This is a genomic window from Streptomyces sp. 2A115 (assembly GCF_052245575.1).
GTDB lineage: Bacteria > Actinomycetota > Actinomycetes > Streptomycetales > Streptomycetaceae > Streptomyces.
Map to the genome: position 1 here is coordinate 124869 of NZ_JBQQCG010000003.1, position 22457 is coordinate 147325.

The 22457-nt window shown below is 67.8% G+C and carries 21 protein-coding genes and 2 tRNA genes; 6 read left to right on the top strand and 17 right to left on the bottom strand.

The window, feature by feature from the left end:
* Positions 1-188 precede the first annotated feature (188 nt).
* Positions 189-2201 carry a Stk1 family PASTA domain-containing Ser/Thr kinase gene (gene pknB, locus ACTWQR_RS03690; RefSeq protein WP_443225405.1) on the top strand — a complete coding sequence of 671 codons (2013 nt, stop codon included), beginning with the start codon at positions 189-191 and terminating at the stop codon, positions 2199-2201.
* A 239-nt stretch (positions 2202-2440) separates the two neighbouring features.
* Here the strand turns inward: pknB and ACTWQR_RS03695 are convergent, their stop codons facing one another.
* From ACTWQR_RS03695 to ACTWQR_RS03720, 6 genes are all read right to left on the bottom strand, one after another.
* The gene (locus tag ACTWQR_RS03695) at positions 2441-3181 is read right to left on the bottom strand and encodes a class E sortase (protein ID WP_443225406.1); all 741 of its coding nucleotides are present in this window, start codon (positions 3179-3181) and stop codon (positions 2441-2443) included.
* A 142-nt stretch (positions 3182-3323) separates the two neighbouring features.
* A complete protein-coding gene (locus tag ACTWQR_RS03700; protein ID WP_443225573.1) occupies positions 3324-4430 on the bottom strand; it encodes a class E sortase in 1107 nt (368 codons plus the stop codon).
* 416 nt (positions 4431-4846) lie between these two features.
* Positions 4847-5485: an aminodeoxychorismate/anthranilate synthase component II gene (locus ACTWQR_RS03705; RefSeq protein WP_443225407.1), complete on the bottom strand. Its 639-nt coding sequence runs from the start codon at positions 5483-5485 to the stop codon at positions 4847-4849.
* Positions 5482-5643, bottom strand: coding sequence for a hypothetical protein (locus ACTWQR_RS03710; RefSeq protein ID WP_443225408.1), 162 nt, complete (start codon positions 5641-5643; stop codon positions 5482-5484). Before ACTWQR_RS03710 ends, ACTWQR_RS03705 begins: the two co-directional genes overlap by 4 nt.
* A 52-nt stretch (positions 5644-5695) precedes the next feature.
* Complete coding sequence (locus tag ACTWQR_RS03715; RefSeq protein ID WP_443225409.1) at positions 5696-6394, bottom strand: class E sortase; 699 nt, start codon at positions 6392-6394, stop codon at positions 5696-5698.
* A 66-nt stretch (positions 6395-6460) separates the two neighbouring features.
* Positions 6461-7240 carry a DUF881 domain-containing protein gene (locus ACTWQR_RS03720; RefSeq protein WP_443225410.1) on the bottom strand — a complete coding sequence of 260 codons (780 nt, stop codon included), beginning with the start codon at positions 7238-7240 and terminating at the stop codon, positions 6461-6463.
* Positions 7241-7382: 142 nt separating this feature from the next.
* Here ACTWQR_RS03720 and crgA point away from each other — a divergent pair, with 142 nt between their 5' ends.
* Positions 7383-7637 carry a cell division protein CrgA gene (gene crgA / locus ACTWQR_RS03725; protein ID WP_443225411.1) on the top strand — a complete coding sequence of 85 codons (255 nt, stop codon included), beginning with the start codon at positions 7383-7385 and terminating at the stop codon, positions 7635-7637.
* A gap of 261 nt (positions 7638-7898) precedes the next feature.
* Here the strand turns inward: crgA and ACTWQR_RS03730 are convergent, their stop codons facing one another.
* Together ACTWQR_RS03730 and ACTWQR_RS03735 are read right to left on the bottom strand one after the other, a co-directional pair.
* Entirely contained in the window at positions 7899-8795 is an 897-nt protein-coding gene (locus ACTWQR_RS03730) for a rhomboid family intramembrane serine protease (protein WP_443225412.1), read from the bottom strand.
* An 87-nt stretch (positions 8796-8882) separates the two neighbouring features.
* On the bottom strand, positions 8883-9410 hold the full coding sequence (locus ACTWQR_RS03735) for a peptidylprolyl isomerase (protein WP_443225413.1): 528 nt from the start codon (positions 9408-9410) through the stop codon (positions 8883-8885).
* 328 nt (positions 9411-9738) lie between these two features.
* Here ACTWQR_RS03735 and ACTWQR_RS03740 point away from each other — a divergent pair, with 328 nt between their 5' ends.
* Positions 9739-10452: a DUF5324 family protein gene (locus ACTWQR_RS03740; protein ID WP_443225414.1), complete on the top strand. Its 714-nt coding sequence runs from the start codon at positions 9739-9741 to the stop codon at positions 10450-10452.
* A 184-nt stretch (positions 10453-10636) separates the two neighbouring features.
* Here ACTWQR_RS03740 and ACTWQR_RS03745 read toward each other — a convergent pair whose 3' ends face one another.
* The 4 genes from ACTWQR_RS03745 to ACTWQR_RS03760 form a co-directional block, all read right to left on the bottom strand.
* Positions 10637-11593: a hypothetical protein gene (locus ACTWQR_RS03745; RefSeq protein WP_443225415.1), complete on the bottom strand. Its 957-nt coding sequence runs from the start codon at positions 11591-11593 to the stop codon at positions 10637-10639.
* Positions 11577-12185, bottom strand: coding sequence for a sigma-70 family RNA polymerase sigma factor (locus ACTWQR_RS03750; protein ID WP_443225416.1), 609 nt, complete (start codon positions 12183-12185; stop codon positions 11577-11579). The genes ACTWQR_RS03745 and ACTWQR_RS03750 overlap by 17 nt, the downstream gene beginning before the upstream one ends.
* The gene (locus ACTWQR_RS03755; protein WP_443225417.1) at positions 12182-12340 is read right to left on the bottom strand and encodes a hypothetical protein; all 159 of its coding nucleotides are present in this window, start codon (positions 12338-12340) and stop codon (positions 12182-12184) included. Before ACTWQR_RS03755 ends, ACTWQR_RS03750 begins: the two co-directional genes overlap by 4 nt.
* A 641-nt stretch (positions 12341-12981) precedes the next feature.
* Positions 12982-13054, bottom strand: a tRNA-Ala gene (locus ACTWQR_RS03760).
* A 182-nt stretch (positions 13055-13236) separates the two neighbouring features.
* On the opposite strand from ACTWQR_RS03760, the gene ACTWQR_RS03765 reads away from it, so the two are divergent.
* Positions 13237-13785, top strand: a complete 549-nt coding sequence (locus ACTWQR_RS03765) for a helix-turn-helix domain-containing protein (protein WP_443225418.1) — start codon at positions 13237-13239, stop codon at positions 13783-13785.
* Between the two features lie 142 nt (positions 13786-13927).
* Positions 13928-15772, top strand: a complete 1845-nt coding sequence (locus ACTWQR_RS03770; protein ID WP_443225419.1) for a serine/threonine protein kinase — start codon at positions 13928-13930, stop codon at positions 15770-15772.
* Positions 15773-15853: 81 nt separating this feature from the next.
* Here the strand turns inward: ACTWQR_RS03770 and ACTWQR_RS03775 are convergent, their stop codons facing one another.
* Positions 15854-17272 (bottom strand): hypothetical protein, encoded by a 1419-nt coding sequence (locus tag ACTWQR_RS03775; RefSeq protein WP_443225420.1) that lies wholly within the window; start codon positions 17270-17272, stop codon positions 15854-15856.
* Positions 17273-17564: 292 nt separating this feature from the next.
* On the bottom strand, positions 17565-17693 hold the full coding sequence (locus tag ACTWQR_RS03780; RefSeq protein ID WP_003999697.1) for a DLW-39 family protein: 129 nt from the start codon (positions 17691-17693) through the stop codon (positions 17565-17567).
* Positions 17694-18020: 327 nt separating this feature from the next.
* Here ACTWQR_RS03780 and ACTWQR_RS03785 point away from each other — a divergent pair, with 327 nt between their 5' ends.
* A complete protein-coding gene (locus tag ACTWQR_RS03785; protein ID WP_443225421.1) occupies positions 18021-18389 on the top strand; it encodes a DUF6344 domain-containing protein in 369 nt (122 codons plus the stop codon).
* A 453-nt stretch (positions 18390-18842) separates the two neighbouring features.
* On the opposite strand, the gene ACTWQR_RS03790 is transcribed toward ACTWQR_RS03785, so the two are convergent.
* The 3 genes from ACTWQR_RS03790 to gyrA form a co-directional block, all read right to left on the bottom strand.
* Positions 18843-18916, bottom strand: a tRNA-Ile gene (locus ACTWQR_RS03790).
* Positions 18917-19106: 190 nt separating this feature from the next.
* On the bottom strand, positions 19107-19820 hold the full coding sequence (locus ACTWQR_RS03795; RefSeq protein ID WP_443225422.1) for a DUF3566 domain-containing protein: 714 nt from the start codon (positions 19818-19820) through the stop codon (positions 19107-19109).
* Between the two features lie 18 nt (positions 19821-19838).
* Positions 19839-22427, bottom strand: coding sequence for a DNA gyrase subunit A (gene gyrA, locus ACTWQR_RS03800; RefSeq protein ID WP_443225423.1), 2589 nt, complete (start codon positions 22425-22427; stop codon positions 19839-19841).
* Between the last annotated feature and the right edge of the window lie 30 nt (positions 22428-22457).

Here is a 22457-nt window from a genome sequence, read left to right on the forward strand (position 1 = left end):
GTCCACACAAAACAGTGACCCCGCTCACGTCCCCTTCACATCGGTGCACGATGCGATACCGGTCCTGTATCGGGTGACGGTTGTGGCCAGGTCAGTCAAGGCGAGCCGGGTACGGTATGCCCGGACAGCACACCGCCGGACCACGCGTGGGTGTGGTCAGGACCGACGGAGAGGGCTGGTAGGTAGCTATGGAAGAGCCGCGTCGCCTCGGCGGCCGGTACGAGCTGGGCCAGGTGCTCGGCCGTGGTGGCATGGCAGAGGTTCATCTCGCCCATGACACCCGGCTCGGCCGCACCGTGGCGGTGAAGACGCTGCGGGCGGACCTCGCACGCGACCCGTCGTTCCAGGCCCGGTTCCGCCGGGAGGCCCAGTCGGCCGCCTCGCTCAACCATCCCGCGATCGTCGCCGTGTACGACACGGGTGAGGACTACATCGAGGGCATCTCCATCCCGTACATCGTGATGGAGTACGTCGACGGGTCCACGCTGCGCGAGCTGCTGCACTCCGGGCGCAAGCTGCTGCCCGAGCGCGCCATGGAGATGACCATCGGCATCCTCCAGGCGCTCGAGTACTCGCACCGCAACGGCATCGTCCACCGTGACATCAAGCCGGCGAACGTCATGCTGACGCGCAACGGCCAGGTCAAGGTCATGGACTTCGGCATCGCCCGTGCGATGGGCGATTCCGGCATGACGATGACGCAGACCGCCGCGGTCATAGGAACGGCGCAGTACCTCTCGCCGGAGCAGGCGAAGGGCGAGCAGGTCGACGCCCGGTCCGACCTGTACTCGACGGGCTGCCTGCTGTACGAGCTCCTGACGGTCCGCCCGCCCTTCATCGGGGACTCCCCGGTCGCGGTCGCGTACCAGCACGTACGGGAAGAGGCCCAGCCTCCGTCGAACTTCGACCCTGAGATCACGCCCGAGATGGACGCGATCGTCCTGCGGGCCCTGGTCAAGGACCCGGACTACCGCTACCAGTCGGCCGACGAGATGCGCGTCGACATCGAGGCCTGCCTCGACGGCCAGCCCGTCGCGGCCACCGCGGCCATGGGTTCCGTCGGCTACGGCGGCTACCCGGACGACCAGCCGACCACGGCCCTGCGCTCCACGGACGCGCAGGCCACGTCGATGCTGCCCCCGATGAGCCCGGACGACGACGGCTACGGCTACGACGACCGCGCCGGCCGCCGCCGCCAGCAGCCGAAGAAGAGCAGCACCTCGACGATCCTGCTGGTCGTCGCCGGTGTGCTTGTCCTGGTCGGCGCGATCCTCATCGGGAAGTGGGCGTTCAGCGGGACGGGCGGTACCGGGGACGAGCCGTTCCCGGCGCCGAACTTCGTGAACCGGACCCAGGTCGAGGCCCAGAAGATGGCGACGAACGTCGACCTGACGGTCAAGATCGAGAACAAGGCCTGCGAGGAGACCCCGAAGGGCAGCGTCTGCGACCAGAACCCGGCCGCGAAGACCGAGGTCAACAAGGGCGACACGATCACGCTGACGGTGTCGACGGGGGCGCCGAAGGTGGCGGTGCCGAACGTCATCGACGATCCCGTCGATGACGCCACGGAGAAGCTCGAGGGCGACAAGTACCAGTTCGAGGTCAAGACGGAGAGCAAGGAGTCCAGCGAGGAGCCCGGCACGGTCCTCGAACAGGACCCGACGGCGGGCGACGAGGTGGAGAAGGGCTCCACGATCACCCTCACCATCGCCAAGGAGAAGGAACAGACCACTGTTCCGGACGTCAGCGGCCAGAGCTGCGACCAAGCCCGGGCGCAGATGGAGGACAGCGACCTCACAGGCACCTGCACCGAGGTGGAGACCGAGGACGACAACCTGGTCGGCAAGGTCATCGCGACCACGCCGGCGGCCAACTCCGCGGTCGATCCGGGCTCGACGGTGACCATCCAGATCGGCAAGAAGGCGGAGGACAAGGAGTTCGCCATGCCGAAGGTGACCCAGATGACTCTTGGCCAGGCCAAGCAGGTTCTGGCGCAGAGCCAGCTCCAGCTCGGCAGCGTCCAGGGCTCGCAGGACGACAACGCCATCGTGTTCGGCAGCAACCCGCAGGAGGGCGCTGGGGTGAAGGCGGGCGACAAGGTCGACCTCTTCACGACCGACGCCGGGCAGAACAACGGCGGCGGCAACGGCGGCCAGATCTTCGGAGGCGCCACCGGCGCGACGACGCGGGACGAGGACTGACGCCCGCTCGCTCACTCGCTGCGCAGGGTATGTACGACGAAGCCCCGTGTCCCCTCTTCTGAAGGGGGGCACGGGGCTTCGTCGTACTCCTCAGGACGGGCCAGGGCTTCGTCGGCGTACACATCGTGCACAGAGGGGCCGTGAGGCCGTACACGGGCCGTGGAGCCCTCACCGATCCCGGAGCGGCCAACAGGGACCATGCGGCCGTACGCGGGACGTGCGGCCGCATGTGGGACGCGTCAGCGCAGCTCGGGCGGCGGCGTCCGCTCGTCGTTGACCTTCTCCACGCGGTCCAGCTCGCCCCACACCACGTACCGGTAGCGGGACGTGTAGACGGGCGTGCAGGTCGTCAGCGTGATGTAGCGGCCGGCCTTCGTCCTGCCCGACTCCTTGGGGACGGGCGCGAGGACCTTGACGTTGAACTTCGAGGTCTCGGGGAGGGTGGCGTAGACCTTGTAGACGTACCAGTTGTCCTTGGTCTCGAAGACGATCGCGTCGCCCTTTTCGAGCTTGTCGATGTTGTGGAACTTGGCGCCGTGCCCGTCCCGGTGGGCGGCCAGCGAGAAGTTGCCCTTCTTGTCCTGCGGGAGAGCGGACTTCACGGGGTCGGTGTAGTAGCCGGCGATGCCGTCGTTGAGGCTCTTCGTGGAAGTGCCCTTCTTGACCAGCACCTCGCCGCTCTTCATCGCCGGGACGTGCAGGAAGCCGATGCCGTCCTTGGTGTCCAGGCCGATCGGTCCCCGGTCCTCCGCCCAGTGGTCGCGCACCTTGTCGCCCTGCTTGTCTGCCTCTCGGTCCGCGACGACGTTCGTCCACCACAGCGAATAGGCGACGAACAGGCCGAGGACCAGACCCGCCGTGATGAGGAGTTCGCCGAAGACGCTGACGGCCGCCGCGATCCGGCCGCCACCGCGGCGCCGCGGTGCGGGGGAGGACGCCGGCGCGTCGGTGTGCTCTTCGTGGTCGGTCGTCGCTGCCACTGCGTTTGCCCCGTCTGGTGTCTCAGGATCAGGAAGTGTTGGGATCAGAATTCTTGGACTTGGACCAGGAAGTCTTGGAAATCTCGGACGTCTTGGGTGAGGAGGTTTTGGATCAGGAGGTCTTGAGTGGTCCCACGTGCTCTCAACTGACGAGCGCGTCCGGTTTGCCCTTGCTGCGCGGCCGTTCCTCGACCATGTTGCCCCAGACGATCATCCGGTATTTGCTGGTGAATTCCGGGGTGCAGGTGGTCAGAGTGATGTAACGGCCCGCCGCCGTGAAGGTCGACCCCGTGGGGATCGCGTTCAGCACGGCCGTGTTGTTCGGTGGCGTCACGGGCAGGATCGACGCCATTTTGTAGACGAAGTACTTGTCCTGCGTCTCGACGACGATCGGATCGCCCGGCTTGAGACGGTTGATGTACCGGAACGGTTCGCCGTGGGTGTTGCGGTGCCCCGCCAGCCCGAAGTTGCCCGTCTTGGCATCCGGCATAGCCGTCTTCACGCCTTCCTCGGCGTAGTGGCCGACCATGCCGCGGTCGAGAACCCGCTTCTTGTCGGTCCCCTCGGCGATCGGCACGACCACGTCCAGCTTCGGGATGTGCAGAATGGCGAAGCCCTGACCCGGCTCGAACGTGCCCGGATTCCGCTTGCCGTTCGCCCAGTCGTCCTGGAGGCTGCTCGCCTCGTTGCCCGCCTGCGCGGCCGCCCGGACGTTCGTCCACCACAGCTGGTACGTCACGAACAGCAGCATCAGTACGCCGGTGGTGATGAACACCTCACCGATCGCCCGGCTCGCCATCACGGCCGCGCCCGGCTTCCGCGCCCGCGCCGCGCGCCGCGCCTCCACCCGCGAGAGGGGCGCACCGGCCTCCAGTGGCCCCTGGGGCGCCCCGCCGGTTCCCCCGGCCCCACCGTGCCGCCCATGGCGCCTGGCGGCCTTGCGCCGGGCCGCACGGCCGCCGACGACGGCACCGCCCAAGGTCCCTGCGCCTGTGCCCGCGCCCGTGAACCGTGTGCCCGTTCCTGCGGGTGATGCGGCGGCGGGCATCGCGGGCGTCGCGGATATGGATTCGGCGTCGGCTATTCGCAGCGCGACGGTCTCGTCGTCGAGCGGGGGAGGCTCGTGCGGCTCGGAGTAGGCCTCGCCGTACGGCTGCCGCGGCGCCCCTGCGTACGGCGGCTGAGCCTCCTCTAAGGCGGCCGGGGGCTCTTGGTACCGCGGTCCGGGCTCTCCGTAGGAGGGCCGCAACTCCTCGTACGGCCGTTGCGGCTCGACAGGCGTGACAGGTACGGCAGGTGTGACTGGGACGGCAGGCGTGACGTACGACGGCTGCGGTTCGGCGTACCCATGCGCGGGCTCCATGTGCGCACGGCGCACCGGCTCCGCGTACGCCGAAGCGGTCTGCTCCGCGCTCCAGTCCCGTGTATGCCCCTGAGGGTCGTACCAGTCCCGCTCCGGTGCCGCGGGCTGACCCTGCCCCGGCAGGGGGTCGCTGAGCGGGTCGGCCAGCTCCTCGACGGCGGCCTGCATCGCTGCGTCCGACTCCTCGAAGGCCTCGTAGGCCTCGAAGGCACCCGCGCCCTTCGCCTCGAACGACGCAGCGCCCCCGTACACGGCGTCCTCGCCGTACGGGGCGGCACTGTCGCGCTCGGGGCGCAGGGCGGTCACGCCGTGGCCCTGCCCACCACCGGGGCAAGCCCCGTCGACCTGGCCACGGCCTCTTGGTAGCCGCACTCGACCAGCCAGTTGGCCAGCATGCGGTGACCGTGCTCGGTCAGTACCGACTCGGGATGGAACTGCACGCCCTCAACCGCGAATTCACGGTGCCTGAGGCCCATGATGATCCCGTCGTGCGTGCGGGCCGTGACCTCCAGCTCGGCCGGGACGGTCTTCGGCTCAGCGGCAAGCGAGTGGTAGCGAGTGGCGGTGAAGGGCGAGGGCAGTCCCGCGAACACACCCCTGCCCTCGTGCTCCACCAACGACGTCTTGCCGTGCAGCAGCTCGGGCGCGCGGTCCACCACACCGCCGTACGCCACCTGCATCGACTGCATCCCGAGACAGACCCCGAAGACGGGAACCCCGGTTGTGGCACAGTGCCGCACCATGTCGACACAGACGCCGGCCTCCTCGGGCGTACCCGGGCCCGGCGACAGCAGTACGCCGTCGAAGCCGTCCTGGGCGTGCGCCGTGGACACCTCGTCGTTGCGCAGCACCTCGCACTCTGCGCCCAGCTGGTACAGGTACTGGACCAGGTTGAAGACGAAGCTGTCGTAGTTGTCGACGACGAGAATCCGCGCGCTCACTGGTTGTCCACCGTCACATCGTTGAAGGGCAGCAGCGGTTCGGCCCACGGGAAGACGTACTGGAAGAGCACGTAGACCACCGCGAGAACCAGCACGATGGAGAGCAGCGCCTTGATCCACACGTTTCCCGGCAGATGCCGCCAGATGAAGCTGTACATGCCGTCCCTTCCGTCACACCACGGCACCCGACTCACGCCGTACACGACCAGACTAACGGCGTAGTGCCTCCGGTTTCCCAGCCTCTACGGGCTGGGTGGCATCAAGGTGGGCCCAGACGATCAGCCGGTGGCTGCTGCCCCATTCCGGTTCACAGGTCGTCAGCGTCAGATAGCGGCCCTCCCTCGTGTACCCGGACTTCTCCGGCACGGGGTCGATGACCGCCGTGTCGGTGGGGAGCGTCTTGTAGGGCTTGGTGTCGATGCGGTACGAGAACCACGTCGTGCCGTCGGTCAGCACCACCGCGTCACCTGGGCGCAGCCGAGGAAAGTCCTTGAACGGGTCCCCGTACGTGCGGCGATGGCCGGCGACGGCGAAGTTGCCCTCCTGGCCGAGCTGCGCGGTGCTCGCGTAATGGCCGAGGCCCTTCTTGAGGGTGTTGGTCTTCGTGCCTTCCAGCACGGGCTTGTTCCACGTGAAACCAAGCCGCGGGATGTACATGACAGCGAAGGGCTTGCCGTCCTTGTACGGGGCCGGCGGCTCGGGATCATCAGCGGTGGGCTCGCTCGTGGGGGCCTCGGACTCGGCTGCCACGGAACCCTTCGACCACTGCTCCTCAAGCAGCGCGACCTGGTCGTCCATCGCACCGTCGGCCTTCAGGCCCGTCCAGAACAGCACGTAGACGACGAAGAGCACGATCAAGGTGCCGACGGTGATGCACAACTCACTGATCGTCCTGACGACCACTCGCACTGACACAAGGTCCCCCCAGCGGCAGCTACTCCAACTACTCCACGGGCTTCCTACGCCACGGCTTTCCTACTCCACAGGCTTCGCGTAGTGGAGATCCACTGTGCCCGAGTAGCCGGGAAGAGTCACCGTCTCGTCCTCATCGACTTTCCAGCCGAGCCCGTAGACGTTGACGTACACCATGTAGTTCTGGATCGCCGAGGAGGCCGAGAGGGCCTTCTGGAGCTTGTCCGGGTCGCCGACCGCCTGGATCTTGTACGGGGGCGAGTAGACGCGGCCCTGAAGGATCAGGGTGTTGCCGACGCAGCGGACGGCGCTGGTGGAGATCAGCCGCTGGTCCATGACCTTGATGCCCTCGGCGCCGCCCTGCCACAGGGCGTTGACCACGGCCTGCAGGTCCTGCTGGTGGATGACCAGGTAGTCGGGCTGCGGCTCGGGGTAGCCGGGGAGCTTCGCGGTGGCGTTCGGAGGCGCGTCGTCGAGGGTGACCGTGAGGGCCTTGCCCTTGAGCTTCTGGGTGCCCGCGTTCTTCTCCAGGGCGGCGAGCCTGGCCTCCTCCGCCTTCGTGCTGCCGTTGTCCCGCTCGGCGAGGGCCTCGACGTCGTTCCGCAGCGATCCGTTGCTCTCGTCCAGCTGGCCGTTCTTGTGGCTGCGCTCCTGAACCAGGTCGGAGAGCTTCAGAAGCGAGGCATCCGTCCTGATATTGGTGCCCTTGGCCGTGTCGAAGCTGGTGAAGAAGATCAGCCCGGCCAGGGCGAACACAGCCACGGTCAGCACCCGTACCGGCCGAAAACGCCGGATACGGTCAGGGCTGGAACCTGGCTGTGGGAAGTCGGCAGAATTGCTCAACGTACCCTTATCTCCTTCGGCGCCGCGGAAGCACTACGCTAACGGACGCCCGGGGGAGCGCTAAGAGTCCCCTTGTACGCTGCCCCGGAGCCAGCCCACGTTCCCTGCGCGGCCACGCAGCGCATCGACAGGAGAGACCCTCGTGCCGAAGTCACGTATCCGCAAGAAGGCCGACTACACGCCGCCCCCGGCGAAGCAGGCGACCGCCATCAAACTGAACAGTCGTGGCTGGGTCGCCCCGGTCATGCTGGCCTTGTTCCTCATCGGCCTCGCCTGGATCGTCGTTTTCTACGTGACGGACGGCTCGCTGCCGATCGACGCGCTCGGAAACTGGAACATCGTCGTCGGCTTCGGCTTCATCGCGGCGGGATTCGGCGTATCCACGCAGTGGAAGTAACAGCGGTCGACACCCAGGTGCACGTAGTTCTGCCCCGAGCTATCCACTGAGTTATCCACAGCCGTTTCCACAGGGGTGGAAAAAGAACGACGATCTGTGGATAACTCGCCCGACGTTGACGCCGGTGTGACTGACCTACCGGGATCCGGAAGTGCGTTCGCCCCCTGTCCTGCCTGGGGAAACCCAGGTCAGCGACAGGGGGCACACTTGTTCCCGCACACTATGCACAAGATCCGGCACAGTCTGTGGACAACGCCTGGCTCACGTGAGCTGCGAGGTCCTCACCAGTGTCATGACCACGACCGCGATCAATACCAGCGCGCAGACGCCGTACTGGATCAGGGCCCGCCGCTCACGGGGGGCGTGGACCATCGCGTAGCCGATCAGGACGCCGCCGGCGAGGCCGCCGATGTGGGCCTCCCACGCGATGTTGGACCACCCAAAGGTGAGGATGAGGTTGATCACCAGCAGGGCGATGACCGGACGCATGTCGTAGTTGAGTCGGCGCATGAGGATGGCGGTCGCACCGAACAGCCCGAAGATCGCTCCGGAGGCGCCGAGCGACGGCTGGTTCGGCTCGGCGATCAGATACGTGAGCGCGCTCCCGGCGAGGCCGGAGACTCCGTACAGCGCGAGGTAACGAACGCGGCCGAGGGCTGACTCCAGGGGGCCGCCGAGCCACCACAGGCTGAGCATGTTGAAGGCGATGTGGATATAGCTGCCGTGCAGGAACATCGCCGTGACCAGCCGGTACCACTGTCCCTCCGCGACGCCCTCGATGCCTCCGAGGAGCGGCACGTACGCGCGGCCGATGAGGTCGAAGCTGTCGGTGAAGCGGTCGCCCACGGAGAGCTGGACCAGGAAGAGCGCGAGGTTGAGCCCGAGGAGGATCTTGGTGATGAGCCGGGGATCCGCGGTGACCGTGCCGCCGGCGAGGGTGCGGGGCTGGGAAGCGCTCGGCGCGTGCCCCGTGCCGGATCCGTCCCGCACACACTCCGGGCACTGGAAGCCGACCGAGGCGCTGATCATGCACTCGGGGCAGATGGGGCGCTCGCAGCGAGTGCACCGGATGCCGGTCTCGCGGTCAGGGTGCCGGTAGCAGGTGGGCAGGCTCGCGGCGTCCTGCGGTCCCTGCGGGCTGCCTGGCGCCTGATCCATGGGTCCCCTCATTCTTCATACGCAACGCACCGCCCCGCTCATCCTTACGGATGGGCGGGGCGTTTGGTTCCCTCTTGGGGTGCGTCCCTAGCGGGTCTCGACGACGACCGACTCGATGACCACGTCGTTAACCGGGCGGTCGGTGCGCGGGTTGGTCTGCGCGGAGGCGATGGCGTCCACGACCTTCTGGCTGGCCGCGTCGGTGACCTCACCGAAGATGGTGTGCTTGCGGGTCAGCCACGCCGTCGGGGAGACGGTGATGAAGAACTGCGAGCCGTTGGTGCCCGGGCCGGCGTTGGCCATGGCCAGCAGGTACGGCTTGTCGAAGGCGAGGTCCGGGTGGAACTCGTCCTCGAACTGGTAGCCGGGACCGCCGGTGCCGTTGCCCAGCGGGTCACCGCCCTGGATCATGAATCCGCTGATCACCCGGTGGAAGACCGTGCCGTCGTAGAGCTTGTCCGTGGTCTTCGCACCCGTCTCCGGGTTGACCCACTCACGCTCGCCCTTGGCGAGCTCGACGAAGTTCCGGACAGTCTTGGGCGCGTGGTTCGGCAGGAGCCGCACTTCGATGTCGCCGTTGTTGGTCTTCAGGGTGGCGTAAAGCTGCTCAGCCACGATCTGCCTTCCGTTGTCCTTTGTGACACCCCGATCCTCGCACGGACCGCGCCGCCCGTCTTCCGCCGCCGCCCTTCCGGCCCGCTTCGTACCAAACAGGCGCGCGGTCCGAGGATCCATGGCATTGTCGTCGCAAGCTCCTGTTGCACCGTATTGATCAGCTATTGCCCGAGTACACCCGGAGTCGGCACTCATGACCCGGATGCCCGCCCTCGCATGCCCCGGAGTGCTCCGACAGGCATGATCCCGTTAAGGGTGGAAAGGTGAACTGTGACTTTCTGGGGGATGACCCCGTACCCCCACGTACGCCACCGAGGAGGAGGATCCCGTGACCCGCAAGGACAGCGTGCGCACAGCGGCCGAGTCGGCGAGGGACAGCGTGCGCCACGCCGCGGAAGTGGTGGCGCCCTACGCCGACACGACCAAGGACCGAGCCACTCACTACGCGCACGAAGCACGCGTGCGCCTGGCGCCGAAGGTGTCGTCTGCCGCCCACCAGGCCGCTGAACAGGCACGTACGCAGTACGACGCCCATCTCGCCCCGCGCCTGGAGCAGGCGCGTACCCATGTGCCGCCGAAGGTCGACCATGCCGCGCACGAGGCGGCCGTCCGCACTCGCAAGGCTGCCCGGCAGGCGGCGGTCTACTCCCGGCCGAGGATCGAGCAGGCCAGGGCCGCGGCCGGACCCGTCCGCGAGGAAGCCGCGAACCGCAGGGCGGCGGCGCTGGCGGCGCTGCGCGGCCAAGTCTCGGCCAAGGAGATCGAGAAGTTGGTCCGCAAGCACGAGCGGCGGGCCAAGATCGGCCGCGTCGCCAAGGGACTGGCTGCTCTGGGCATCCTGGCCGGCGGCGCCTTCGCCGCGTGGAAGTGGTGGGACAAGCAGGCCAATCCCGACTGGCTGGTCGAGCCGCCCGCCGCCACAGAGGTTCCGGAGAGCGGCCGTCTGGCCTCGGTCGAAGGTAGCGGCCAGGACGAACTCGATCCCGAGGTCCAGGCCAAGCAGGCCGAGGCGGAGGCGGCGGACCGCGACGATCGCGGCTGATGCGTTGGAGGCACCGGACGCGGTTGCCGCAGCTGCGGTGGCTGCCGCGGTGACGCTGCCGCTGGATATCAGGAGCGCTGTGGGGTGGGAGGCCTAGGAGGTCTCCCACCCCACAGCGATGTTTCACGTGAAACCGGCTTCGCGTGGGACTGGCTTCGCGTGAAGCCCGCCTTGCATAGAGGCCCTACGTGGAACCGGTCGCTGTGCGGCGGGTGCGCCTGCGTTCCGGCAGGGGCTTGCGCTTGCAGGGACGGCGAGCGGCGTCCGGCACACCGCTGGCGGGTGCGGTCGGAGTCTGAGTCGGAGAATTCGGAGGGACGGGGGTCGTGGCCGTGAGGGCATGGATGCGGTCGGTGAAGTCGGGGTCGGGCAGGGGCAGATCCAGGTCGTCGTCCACGTAGGCGACGGCCGCCGGCACGTAGTGCAGGACGGCGTTGACCGGCTCGGGTACGGGTGAGTCGTCCGGTTTGAGTGCCCGCAGGATGCGCAGCGTGGTGGTGATCGCGACTTCGGGTTCCGGCTCTCCGTCGGCGACGGCGTCGGCTTGGGTGTGCCACCAGTCGGCCGCTCCGTGCTCGCCCAGGGCCCTGTGGTGCAGGTAGAGGCAGTAGCTGGCGGCGGGGTCGCCGGCCCCGGCCGCGTACTGCCACCAGAAACGGGCCGACTCCTCGCGCTCGGAGAGTTGCAGCATGCACCCGAGGACACGGGCCCCGGACGGTTCGGGCAGCGCCCGGGCGAGGAACAGCTTGAGGTCGGCGAGCGCTCGGGTGTGAGTGATCACCGTCTGGCAGAGAGTCTGCAGATCGTCGGCAGCGGAAGTCTCGTCCACGGAGTTCTCGTCCACCGGGCTTTCGTCCACCGGGCTTTCGTCCACTCGGCTTTCGTCCACCGAGGTCTCGCCGGCCAGGGCTTCTTCGCCCGGTCCGCCGTCGGTGACGCTCCCGTGGACCGAACCGTCGCCACCGAACGAGCCACGGTCGAAATGGGCGTGCGGCGCGGCGCATGAGGACTCCTCGGGCGGATCGTACGGCGCGGCCGCGCGGACAGCCAGGCGGACGGCCGCCGCGTCGATGTCCGCCTCGGTGTAGGGCTCGCGCCGCAGCCTGGCCCGGGCGAGCAGTTCGTCAATGTGCGACGTCATCGGCATGCCCTTCCTCGCTCTCGCTTCCGCTCTGCGCGGCCTCGAGACGCCTCTTCACGCCGTACGCGTGCTCCAGCCGTCGTCTGGCATGGCGGACGGTGGAGCGTACGCCGGCCGGAGTGATCCCTAGCGCGGCCGCCACCTCCTCGACGGTGAAGCCATGGCCGAACTGCAGGAGCATCACGTCCATCTGACGCGGCGGCAGCTGTCCGATCGCCTGGTAGAGACTGAGGCTCTCCTCGAACTGGCCGATGGGATCGACCGCCCGGCTCAGGGCCACCGTCTCGAAGGCGGCCTCGCCTATGAGCGCGGGACGTCGGTCACGGGCCCGGGAGAGATCGATGGTGGTGTGCCTGAGTACTCGCCAGGCGTACGCGGATGGGTTTTCCTTGGCCAGCACGGCCGCCCATGCCTTGAGCAACTTCTCGAAGGATGCGTCGACCGCCTCCTCGGCATCGGCCCTGCTGCCCAGCCGGATCTCCGCCCAGTGAACGTAGATCGGCCGGTACATCCGGTGGAAGGCCTCGAAATCCAGCGGCAGTTTCTTCATCGGCCGGGCGCCGGTCGCGTATCGGGGAAGGTCCTGGCTCACGTCCGCCCCTTTGTGCTGCGCTCGCGTCGCATCTCACTGATGCCTGCCCGCACTCCGGCCGCGGCCACTCGGCGCAGCAGGGTGACGGCGTCACGGCCGAACACCCGCAGGACGAGCACCGCCAGGATCACATCGCCGGCAACGTCGATCGTCACGTGCAGTTTTGCCTCTCCTTGCGGAAGGCGAGGCCTCGTCGCACCCCAGGCGGCCTCGGGAGCGCGTCTGTTTACGCCCTCCGTCCACGATGACGTTTGCAACGTGCCAGGTGTGCAACGCTCATGCTGACTTTCTTAACGGAGCGCAGCGTTCTGGTTACGAATCTCTGTTCACACCAGCTCACACAAGCCTTCACGACTCCCGCGTGCCACCCTCACGCCACCTCGGCCACCTGCGCAGCGACCGCACCGCCTCGACAGCGAGCGCCCCTTTGCGCAAACAATCGCAAAGATCGCGACAAACCCCCTGTGACGCACATCACCGCACAAGCCACCCATGGGCCTCCCGCGCACAGGCGAGGCGGGACCGCCAGAGATTGACGAGGCCACGCCACCCCAGGCAGACCCTCAATTCCTGGTCACCTCGCCCCTGTTGCTCAATCCGGCGCGGAGCGGAAGCCGCCGTGAAAGTACTTCGAATCGAAAGCACCCGGCGGGCGATACACACGGCCTCACTGCAAGACATCCGAGAAACCCGAGAGCCCGTGAAGGGGCGATCCCCGCCCACGGTCCATGCCCCACACAACGCACGAAAACCCCATCCGGCCTGCGTAAAAGCTGGCCGGAGGGGGTTCGTCGAGTGGAGCCTAGGGGAGTCGAACCCCTGACATCTGCCATGCAAAGACAGCGCTCTACCAACTGAGCTAAGGCCCCGGAAGGGGAGCGTCCGCCAGAAGGATCTCCTACGGGACGAGCGCCGCAGACCAGAGTACCGGGTCACCCCCGGTATCCCACAAAAAAGAGGGGGTCCCCGCGCAAGACCACTCTCCGTAAGATGCTCGACGTGGTTCGCTACAGCGAACCGCGGTACTTGGGGAAGCGATGGGGAGACGCGAATGGACGCCGCACAGCAGGAAGCAACCGCAAGAGCCCGGGAGCTGCAGCGGAACTGGTACGGGGAGCCATTGGGGGCGCTCTTTCGTAAGCTCATAGACGATCTCGGCCTCAACCAGGCGCGGCTCGCCGGAGTGCTCGGCCTGTCCGCGCCCATGCTGTCGCAGCTGATGAGCGGCCAGCGCGCCAAGATCGGCAACCCGGCGGTGGTCCAGCGCGTACAGCTGCTGCAGGACCTGGCGGGTCAGGTCGCCGACGGCAGCGTGAGCGCCGCCGAGGCCACCGAACGCATGGACGAGATCAAGAAGTCGCAGGGGGGATCGGTGCTCAGCAACACCACGCAGTCGACAACCAGTTCGGGCGCGCCCACGGTGAAACGCGTGGTCCGCGAGATCCAGTCACTGCTGCGTTCCGTAGCGGCCGCGGGGGACATCATCGAGGCAGCGGACACTCTCGCCCCGACCCACCCGGAACTGGCAGAGTTCCTCCGGGTGTACGGAGCCGGCCGCACCTCCGACGCGGTCGCCCACTACCAGTCCCACCAGAGCTGAGCACACTGCCCGGCTGCCGAACACCCCGTGGCCGGAGGCCTGGCCCCACCGACCGCTGGGAGCCAGGCCGCCGGGCAGCCAGCAGCCAGGCACCTGGAAGAGGCCGCCGTACCGACCGCCGAAGGGGGATCGACGCACAACCATGGGTGAGGTCTTCGCCGGCCGGTACGAACTGGTCGACCCGATCGGACGCGGAGGAGTCGGTGCCGTCTGGCGCGCCTGGGATCACCGACGGCGCCGGTATGTGGCCGCCAAGGTCCTGCAGCAGAGCGACGCACACTCGCTGCTGCGCTTCGTACGGGAGCAGGCACTGCGGATCGACCATCCTCATGTGCTCGCGCCCGCGAGCTGGGCCGCCGACGACGACAAAGTCCTGTTCACCATGGACCTCGTCGGCGGTGGCTCGCTGGCCCACCTGATCGGGGACTACGGTCCCCTCCCCCCGACCTTTGTCTGCACGCTGCTCGACCAGTTGCTGGCGGGGCTCGCCGCGGTGCACGCCGAGGGGGTCGTGCACCGCGACATCAAGCCCGCCAACATCCTTCTTGAGGCGACCGGAACAGGCCGTCCAAAGCTGCGGCTGTCCGACTTCGGCATCTCGATGCGTCTGGGTGAGCCACGGCTGACGGAGACCAACTACGTGGTGGGGACGCCCGGTTACTTCGCGCCCGAGCAGATGCTCGGCGCCGAGCCGGACTTCCCCGCCGACCTCTTCGCCGTGGGCCTGGTCGCCCTCTATCTCCTGGAGGGCGCCAAGCCCGACGCCAAGGCGCTGGTCGAACTCTTCGCGGCCCACGGCACTCCGGGCGCCCCGAAGAGCGTTCCAGAGCCTCTGTGGCAGGTCCTGGCCGCTCTGGTCCAGCCCGACCCACACACGCGGTTCCGCACCGCCACGGGGGCACGCAAGGCGCTCGCCGCGGCCAGGGAGCTCCTCCCGGAGCCCGGCCCCGACGACGAACTGATCGAGATATTCGACCAACTCGGCCCGCTCCCACCCGGGTTCGGCCCGGAAGGCCCTCTCACGGCCACCTCCGGCCATGGACAGGGCCATGGACAGGACACCGTGCCCCAACGGCCTGGCCCGAGCACCTCGTCGCGGCCTCCCCATGTGGGTGCCGTATCGCCAGGGGCCGACCGGACAGGTGCCGACTGGCCCGAGGCGCAGCCAGGCGGCGCCACTTCGTCCGAGGCCCACTCGGGAGCCGTATCCGGTGAGGCCCGCACCAGTGACGTATCCCCAGAGGCTCACACGGACTCTGTCTGGCCCGAGACCCGCACGAATGCCGTCTCTCCGGAAGCCGCCACAAGCACTGCCACGCCGATGCCAGTCGCGCGCCCTGTTCCAGCGAAGCCCCAGCCTCACTCCCGGCTCCAGCCCCATCTCCAGCCCCGCTCCCACACCAGCGCCGGACCGCCGCACGGCTCCAAAGGCGCCGTACCCTCTGCCCCCGCTCCCGGCGACGTACCACCGCCGCCCACCACCGACCCGGGCCCTCCACAGCCCTCCACCATGTCGGACACCGGCAGCTTCCACCTGCCGCCCCCGCCCCCACCCCCGCCCCAGACCTCCACCTCTCACGCCCAACAGCACCAACCACAGCCCCGACCACAAGCGCAACAGCACCCGCAAGCACACCCGCAGCCACAACCACAGTCCGAGCAGCCGCCCACTCCCCCCACGTCGCTCAGGCTCCCGAACCCCACCTACGCCCCGGCGCCGTCGCCATACGAACCCACTCACGTGCCCTCCACCCAGGCTCCGACCCCTTCGGCCCCGACCCCCGTGTCGCAGCCGTACGCGTTCGCCTCTACTGCTTCATACACCGCTCGAGACGTGCGGGTTCCATCTCAACCGCAGTCAGTTACGCGGCATCGCGCCAGGCGGGCGCAGCGTCGGCCCGGGCCGCCCGCGAAGGTGGCGGTCCCGGTGCTCCTGCTCGCGCTGCTCTGTTTCGCGGTCGGATTCTGGGCACTGACCCAGGTCTGAGCCGGAGGGAACCGTGGGCCGGAGGAATCTGGGCCGAGCCGGGTCCTGACCGGGACCCATATCTGATCCGGAGCTGGTGAACTACCAGGACCGAGGCGGCTCGTACTCCCGCGAACCCAGGCCCTCTCGCGCGACCGCCTCCCCGGACTCGGACGCCGAGGCGGCCGTCGACACGGCCCCCGCCCCGCCTCCCACTCTCGCCCGCCACCGCGCGACCACGGTCCACACCCCGAGCCCCAGCACAAGCACGACCCCTGTACCGATCCCGCCCACGGCCACCGCCTTCATCGCGATGTTCCCGTCCGAGCTCCCGGCCCCGCCGGTCGCCACGTTCCCACTCGCCGCCGCGTCCTTGTCGCCCGCTGTCACGTCGAACACGTCGCGCGGCGCGGCAGCGCCTTCGTACGGAGGCGCTGCCTCTGCCGCCCCGCTCACCCGCACACGCAGGGTCAGCGCGTACGGCCCGGCACCGAACTTGTCGGTCATTTCCGCGCTGAGGTGCACGGCCAGGTAGTACCAGCCGGCGAACCGCATCCCGCTCACCTGGTCGTCGACGTCGTACCGGTTCTCGTAGCCAACCGGGGGCAGTGGCTTCAGCGCGGTGGGCCGCTCCTTGCCGTCGTATCCGGCGTCGGCGTCGTCCACAAAGGCGCGCACCGGGTTGTAGAGCGATATGACGAGGGCGCTGCCCAGGAAGCCGTCGCCGCTCGAGGGGCCCAGTTCCGCGGTGGCGTAGATCTGTTGCCCCCAGTCGACCGGAACGCGGTAGAAGAGCGTCTGCCCGGCCTGGATGCCGTCCTTCCAGACGCCCTGCGCCAGGGAGCGCGCCTCGGTGAAGCTCGTGCCGCCCTTGCGGGTCCTGGCCGATCCGTCGAGCGCTTCCGGGGAGGCGGAGTTCCAGACCTCGGGGGCGGCCGTCGGAGCGGTCTTCCCCAGGGCGGGCTCCGACACGTACTGAAGCTCCAGATCCCAGTCGTCCGGCGAGGACTCGGCACCGCTGATGCGCTCGACGAGCACGGAGTACGTCCCCGCCCCCTCGCAGGAGTACGCGCCGCGGCCGGCCCTCCGCGACGCCCAGGCGGTGATCGGCCGCGGACTCTCGGTGGGCCCGAAGCGGGCGGCATCGGCGTCCCCGGAGAAGCAGTTGCGGCCGTTGGAGTCCTGCACGGACACCTTGATGCCGTCCGAGTACACGACTTTCGCGCCCGGCTTGGGGACAGCGGTGGCCGACACGTACGCGTTGGACGCGGCGTCGAGCCGCAGGCGGTAGTAGAGCTTCCCGTTGTTGCGAATGGAGCTCCTGTAGGTCGTGCCGGGCATCAGCCGCACAGCATCGGTGACGTTCGTCTCGCCGTCGACCGGCTTGGCATCGGGGGCGAAACGATACGGGTCAGGAGTACCGGCCGCCTTCGTGTGCCCCGCCGATGCCACGATCGCGAGCAACGCCGCCACGCCGGCCAGGACCGTACGGCCGCGCCACCACACCGTGCGCCGCCCCATCACGCGTCACCCCTCGTCGTAGCCCCGGATCGTCACTTGTCTCGTCATTCGTCGAGCTTCGACAGACCAGCCGTCGTCGCTGTCCCGAGTGCCTTCGAAGCCCCGACCATCCTGCCCCTCCCGCAGCCGCGCCATCCCTTCTTCGCCGACGCAAGCGCTTCCTGTGACGTCCTCGACTGTCTGATCCCAGACTCGCCGACTCTCGGTGGGGAGAGCGTTCGGCCCGTGCCCGAACAACACAAAACCCCGACCGCGTGGCGGCCGGGGTCTGTACTGAGACTGTCGTCGATACTCACGAACCCGTGGGCACGGAGTCGGTCGCCTCCGTCCACAGATCCTGCTCGGCGCGATCCGCCTGGATCTGGCGGTACACGAGGAGCCCGCCGATGGCGGCCAGTGCGACCAGGAGAAGCTTCTTCACCGCGCGACCTCGTCTTTCCTTGACGTAGGAGACTTCTGGCGCCCGACTATACACACCGACCGATATCGATCGGTGACCTGCGTCGGCCCTCAACTCCCGCCCGGCGCACAGCACTAGAACCGAACGACACCGGCCCCACCGCTGCGTGGTCCGCCGCCACACACTGTGACTTTTTGTGCCTTACCAATACCTTTCGGGCTTCTTGGGTCCATCCGGGTGGTGTTCATCTGAAGATCGACGCGCCACGGGCGTAGGTCCACCACTTCGCGGCCCTCATACACATCATGAGGAAAGTACGCAAATCGCCCAACCCGAAAGTGAGGGGCCATGGCCAGGAACAAGGTCATCAAGCTGTGGACCGCGGTCATCACCGCCTTCATCGCGCTGTGCACGACGCTCGGACTCGTCACGACGGCCAGTGCGGCCACGCCGGTACAGCAGCCGGAGAGCCCGCGCAACAGCACGGCGAGCGTGACGTTCCCGACGACCGCCCACTGGGCATGGGCATACGCCCGTACGCTGCCCCCCACCATGAAGCAACGCATCCACGCCGAGGCCCACGGCTCCTCACCCAGCTGCCGCCATCGCGCACCGGCGGACCCGGCTGAGACCTCCGCCGAGGAGGAGACGCACACGGACTCCGCCGCCCCATGCGCGGACCGGACGCAGGTCGACAGACAAGCCCTACCTACGTAAACGAGCCCTAGTCTAGGTAGACCAGCCTCCGCTCGACTCCGCCTCTACTAGACCCCGAACACCCCTCGCAAACCCCATGTCCGGGCGAACTTGCGTACACCACGGACACAAAGCAGGACCCCCAACCCTCGCCGGTTGGGGGTCTTCCTGCGCCAACGCCCAGGCGTCTTCTGCGCGAAGACCGCAACCGCGACCACCAGGCATCACATTCCGCCTTCCCTGGACGCGGAACGACGACCCTTCTGCAGCGGGCGGGCTGACCGCAGGAAACCGAAGAGCGACCCTGGGGCCCCAAGGGAGAGCCGGGAGAAATCCGGGAGAAGACGATCAGGTGTGCTCTTCTGACGTCGACCGCGTTCACGCCAACGCGGACCAACGCCCCTGCCTCAGCCCCAAAAGAAAAGCAGGCGCTTCCCACCTGGGGAAACGCCTACTCTTGATGATCTATACCTGTGGGGCTAACAGGATTTGAACCTGTGGCCTCATCCTTATCAGGGATGCGCTCTAACCAACTGAGCTATAGCCCCGCCGCGCTCTGCGGTGTATGTCCCGCGCGCTGACCTCTGAAGATTAGCGCACGACGCGGCCAGTCCCAAAATCGATAGTTCCGGGGCCCTCTTCGTCCTCGCCGAAGGGTTCGCCCCACCCCACGGGGGAGGCTTCGTCCTGCCCGCTCGGTCGACCCGGAGGGGCCTGCCGAGCGGGCACGACAACGTTTTACTCGTCCTCGGCGAGCGTCAGCTCAACACCGCCGACGAAGCCAGCGGAGAGGTTGTAGATGAACGCGCCGAGCGTGGCGAGCGCGGTGGCGAGGACGACGTCGATGACCGCGATGATCGACGTGAAGATGAGGACGCGCGGCAGCGACAGGAAGGACTGCAGGTCGAAGCCATTGGACTCGTTCGAGCCCGTGGCCTCGGAAATCGTGCCGCCCACCGTGGAGAAGACGCCCATGGCGTCCATGACCATCCACAGCACGGCGGCAGCGACGATCGTGCAGATGCCGAGCGCGATGGACAGCAGGAAGCTGACCTTCATCACCGACCAGGGGTCGGCCTTGGCCACCCGCAGTCGCGCCTTGCGCGTACGGGGCGTCGTACGCGCCCCGGTGCGCGGCCTGCGGACGGCGCCTGCGGACGGCGCCGGCTGAGCCGGGTACGCCTGCGGTGGGTGGTACGGCTGAGCAGGCTGCTGCGGCTGCCGCTCCCCCGGCAGCGGCGAGCCCGGAGCCGACGGCGCCGCCGAGCCCGGAGGCACCGGCGAGCCTGGGGCCGCACCTGCCGCGTACTGCGGCGTCTGTGGGCCTCGCGTGTCCGTCACAGTTCCCCCCTGGGATCCATGAGAGTCATGGGAGTCAGTCGCCTCCGTGGCGGGGCCACGGCCGCCGTCCGTCTCCGTGCCGGTCGAACCGGCGCCCGTGGCTCCACTCACGTTGACTCACTCCTCGCGCTACTCGTCCGAGGACTGTTCGTCCTCGTCCGTGCCGACGACCGTCTCGACGTCGTCCGAGTCGTCGACCGCGCCGTCGACTTCCTCGGCCTCGCGACCGGCCTCGGCGTTACGAGCGATACCGACCACGGCATCGCGCTTGCCCAGGTTGATCAGTTGGACGCCCATGGTGTCACGGCCCGTCTCCCTGACCTCATTGACCCGCGTACGAATCACACCGCCCGACAGCGTGATGGCGAGGATCTCATCCGTCTCCTCGACCACCAGCGCGCCGACGAGAGACCCGCGGTCCTCGACGATCTTGGCGGCCTTGATACCGAGGCCACCGCGACCCTGGACGCGGTACTCGTCGACGTTGGTCCGCTTCGCGTACCCACCGTCTGTGGCAGTGAACACGAACGTACCGGGTCGAACAACATTCATCGAGAGGAGCTCGTCCCCGCCACGGAAGCTCATGCCCTTGACACCCGAGGTGGCACGGCCCATGGGACGCAATGCGTCGTCCGTAGCGGTGAACCTGATCGATTGCGCCTTCCTGCTGATCAGAAGCAGATCGTCCTCTGCCGAAACCAGTTCAGCACCGATCAGCTCATCGTCAGAACCGCTCTCCGTCTCACGAAGGTTGATGGCGATGACGCCGCCCGAGCGCGGGGAATCGTAGTCCTTGAGGGATGTCTTCTTTACAAGACCTCCCTTAGTGGCGAGAACCAGATAAGGCGCCGCTTCGTAGTCGCGGATCGCGAGGATCTCGGCGATGGCCTCGTCCGGCTGGAAGGCCAACAGGTTCGCGACGTGCTGTCCACGCGCGTCACGTCCGGCGTCGGGGAGCTCGTACGCCTTCGCCCGGTAGACGCGGCCCTTGTTGGTGAAGAACAACAGCCAGTGGTGCGTCGTCGACACGAAGAAGTGGTCGACGATGTCGTCCTGCTTCAGCTTCGTGCCGCGTACGCCCTTGCCGCCGCGCTTCTGCGAACGGTAGTCCTCGGTCTTTGTCCGCTTGATGTAGCCGCCGCGCGTGATGGTGACGACGATGTCCTCTTCGGCGATCAGGTCCTCCATGGACATGTCGCCGTCGAAGGGGACCAGCTTGGAGCGGCGGTCGTCGCCGAACTTCTCGACGATCGCGGCCAGTTCCTCGCTGATGATGCCGCGCTGGCGGACCGGCGAGGCAAGAATCGCGTTGTACTCGCGGATCTTCGCCTGGAGCTCGTCGTGCTCCTGAACGATCTTCTGGCGTTCCAGGGCGGCGAGGCGGCGCAACTGCATCTCGAGGATGGCGTTCGCCTGGATCTCATCGATCTCCAGGAGGCCCATCAGGCCCTCGCGCGCGATCTCGACGGTGTCGCTGCGCCGGATCAGCGCGATGACCTCGTCGATGGCGTCCAGGGCCTTCAGGAGGCCGCGCAGGATGTGCGCGCGCTCCTCGGCCTTGCGCAGCCGGAACTTCGTACGCCGGACAATGACCTCGATCTGGTGCGTCACCCAGTGGCGGATGAACGCGTCCAGGGAGAGAGTGCGCGGCACGCCGTCGACGAGCGCCAGCATGTTGGCGCCGAAGTTCGTCTGCAGGTCGGTGTGCTTGTAGAGGTTGTTCAGGACAACCTTGGCGACCGCGTCGCGCTTCAGGACGATGACCAGGCGTTGACCCGTACGCGACGAGGTCTCGTCCCGTACGTCCGCGATGCCGCCGACCTTGCCGTCCTTCACGAGGTCGGCGATCTTCTGCGCGAGGTTGTCCGGGTTGACCTGGTACGGGAGTTCTGTGACCACCAGGCACTGGCGACCCTGGATCTCCTCGACCTCGACGACCGCACGCATCGTGATGGAGCCGCGGCCCGTGCGGTACGCCTCCTCGATGCCCTTACGGCCCACTACCAGGGCGCCACTCGGGAAATCGGGGCCCTTGATGCGCTCGATCAGGGCGTCCAGGAGCTCCTCGTGGGAGGCCTCGGGGTTCTCCAGGTACCACTGGGCGCCGGACGCGACCTCGCGCAGGTTGTGCGGCGGGATGTTGGTCGCCATACCGACCGCGATACCCGCCGAGCCGTTGATCAGCAGGTTCGGGAAGCGGGCCGGCAGGACGGTGGGCTCCTGGGAGCGGCCGTCGTAGTTGTCCGTGAAGTCGACGGTCTCCTCGTCGATGTCGCGGACCATCTCCATGGACAGCGGCATCATCTTGCACTCGGTGTACCGCATGGCGGCGGCCGGGTCGTTGCCCGGGGAACCGAAGTTGCCGTTGGAGTCCACCAGCGGCATCCGCATCGACCACGGCTGCGCGAGGCGCACCAGGGCGTCGTAGATGGAGGAGTCGCCGTGCGGGTGGTAGTTGCCCATGACGTCGCCGACGACGCGGGCGCACTTGTAGAAGCCCTTCTCGGGCCGGTAGCCGCCGTCGTACATGGCGTACAGGACACGGCGGTGGACGGGCTTGAGACCGTCCCGTACGTCCGGCAGCGCGCGCGACACGATGACGGACATCGCGTAGTCGAGGTACGAGCGCTGCATCTCGGTCTCGAGCCCCACGGGCTCGACACGCATAGCGATCTCGCCCTCTGCTTCAGGCATGCTCGGAGTGATCTCGTCGGCCATTGCGGGTGAAAGTCCTTTCTGCTGCAGTCA

Coding starts and splice junctions, on each gene's coding strand:
- pknB (WP_443225405.1), top strand. CDS start 189: ATGGAAGAGCCGCGTCGCCTCGGCGGCCGGTACGAGCTGGGCCAGGTG.
- ACTWQR_RS03710 (WP_443225408.1), bottom strand. CDS start 5,643: ATGTACAGCTTCATCTGGCGGCATCTGCCGGGAAACGTGTGGATCAAG.
- ACTWQR_RS03730 (WP_443225412.1), bottom strand. CDS start 8,795: ATGGATCAGGCGCCAGGCAGCCCGCAGGGACCGCAGGACGCCGCGAGC.
- ACTWQR_RS03745 (WP_443225415.1), bottom strand. CDS start 11,593: ATGACGTCGCACATTGACGAACTGCTCGCCCGGGCCAGGCTGCGGCGC.
- ACTWQR_RS03765 (WP_443225418.1), top strand. CDS start 13,237: ATGGACGCCGCACAGCAGGAAGCAACCGCAAGAGCCCGGGAGCTGCAG.
- ACTWQR_RS03770 (WP_443225419.1), top strand. CDS start 13,928: ATGGGTGAGGTCTTCGCCGGCCGGTACGAACTGGTCGACCCGATCGGA.
- ACTWQR_RS03775 (WP_443225420.1), bottom strand. CDS start 17,272: ATGGGGCGGCGCACGGTGTGGTGGCGCGGCCGTACGGTCCTGGCCGGC.
- ACTWQR_RS03785 (WP_443225421.1), top strand. CDS start 18,021: ATGGCCAGGAACAAGGTCATCAAGCTGTGGACCGCGGTCATCACCGCC.
- gyrA (WP_443225423.1), bottom strand. CDS start 22,427: ATGGCCGACGAGATCACTCCGAGCATGCCTGAAGCAGAGGGCGAGATC.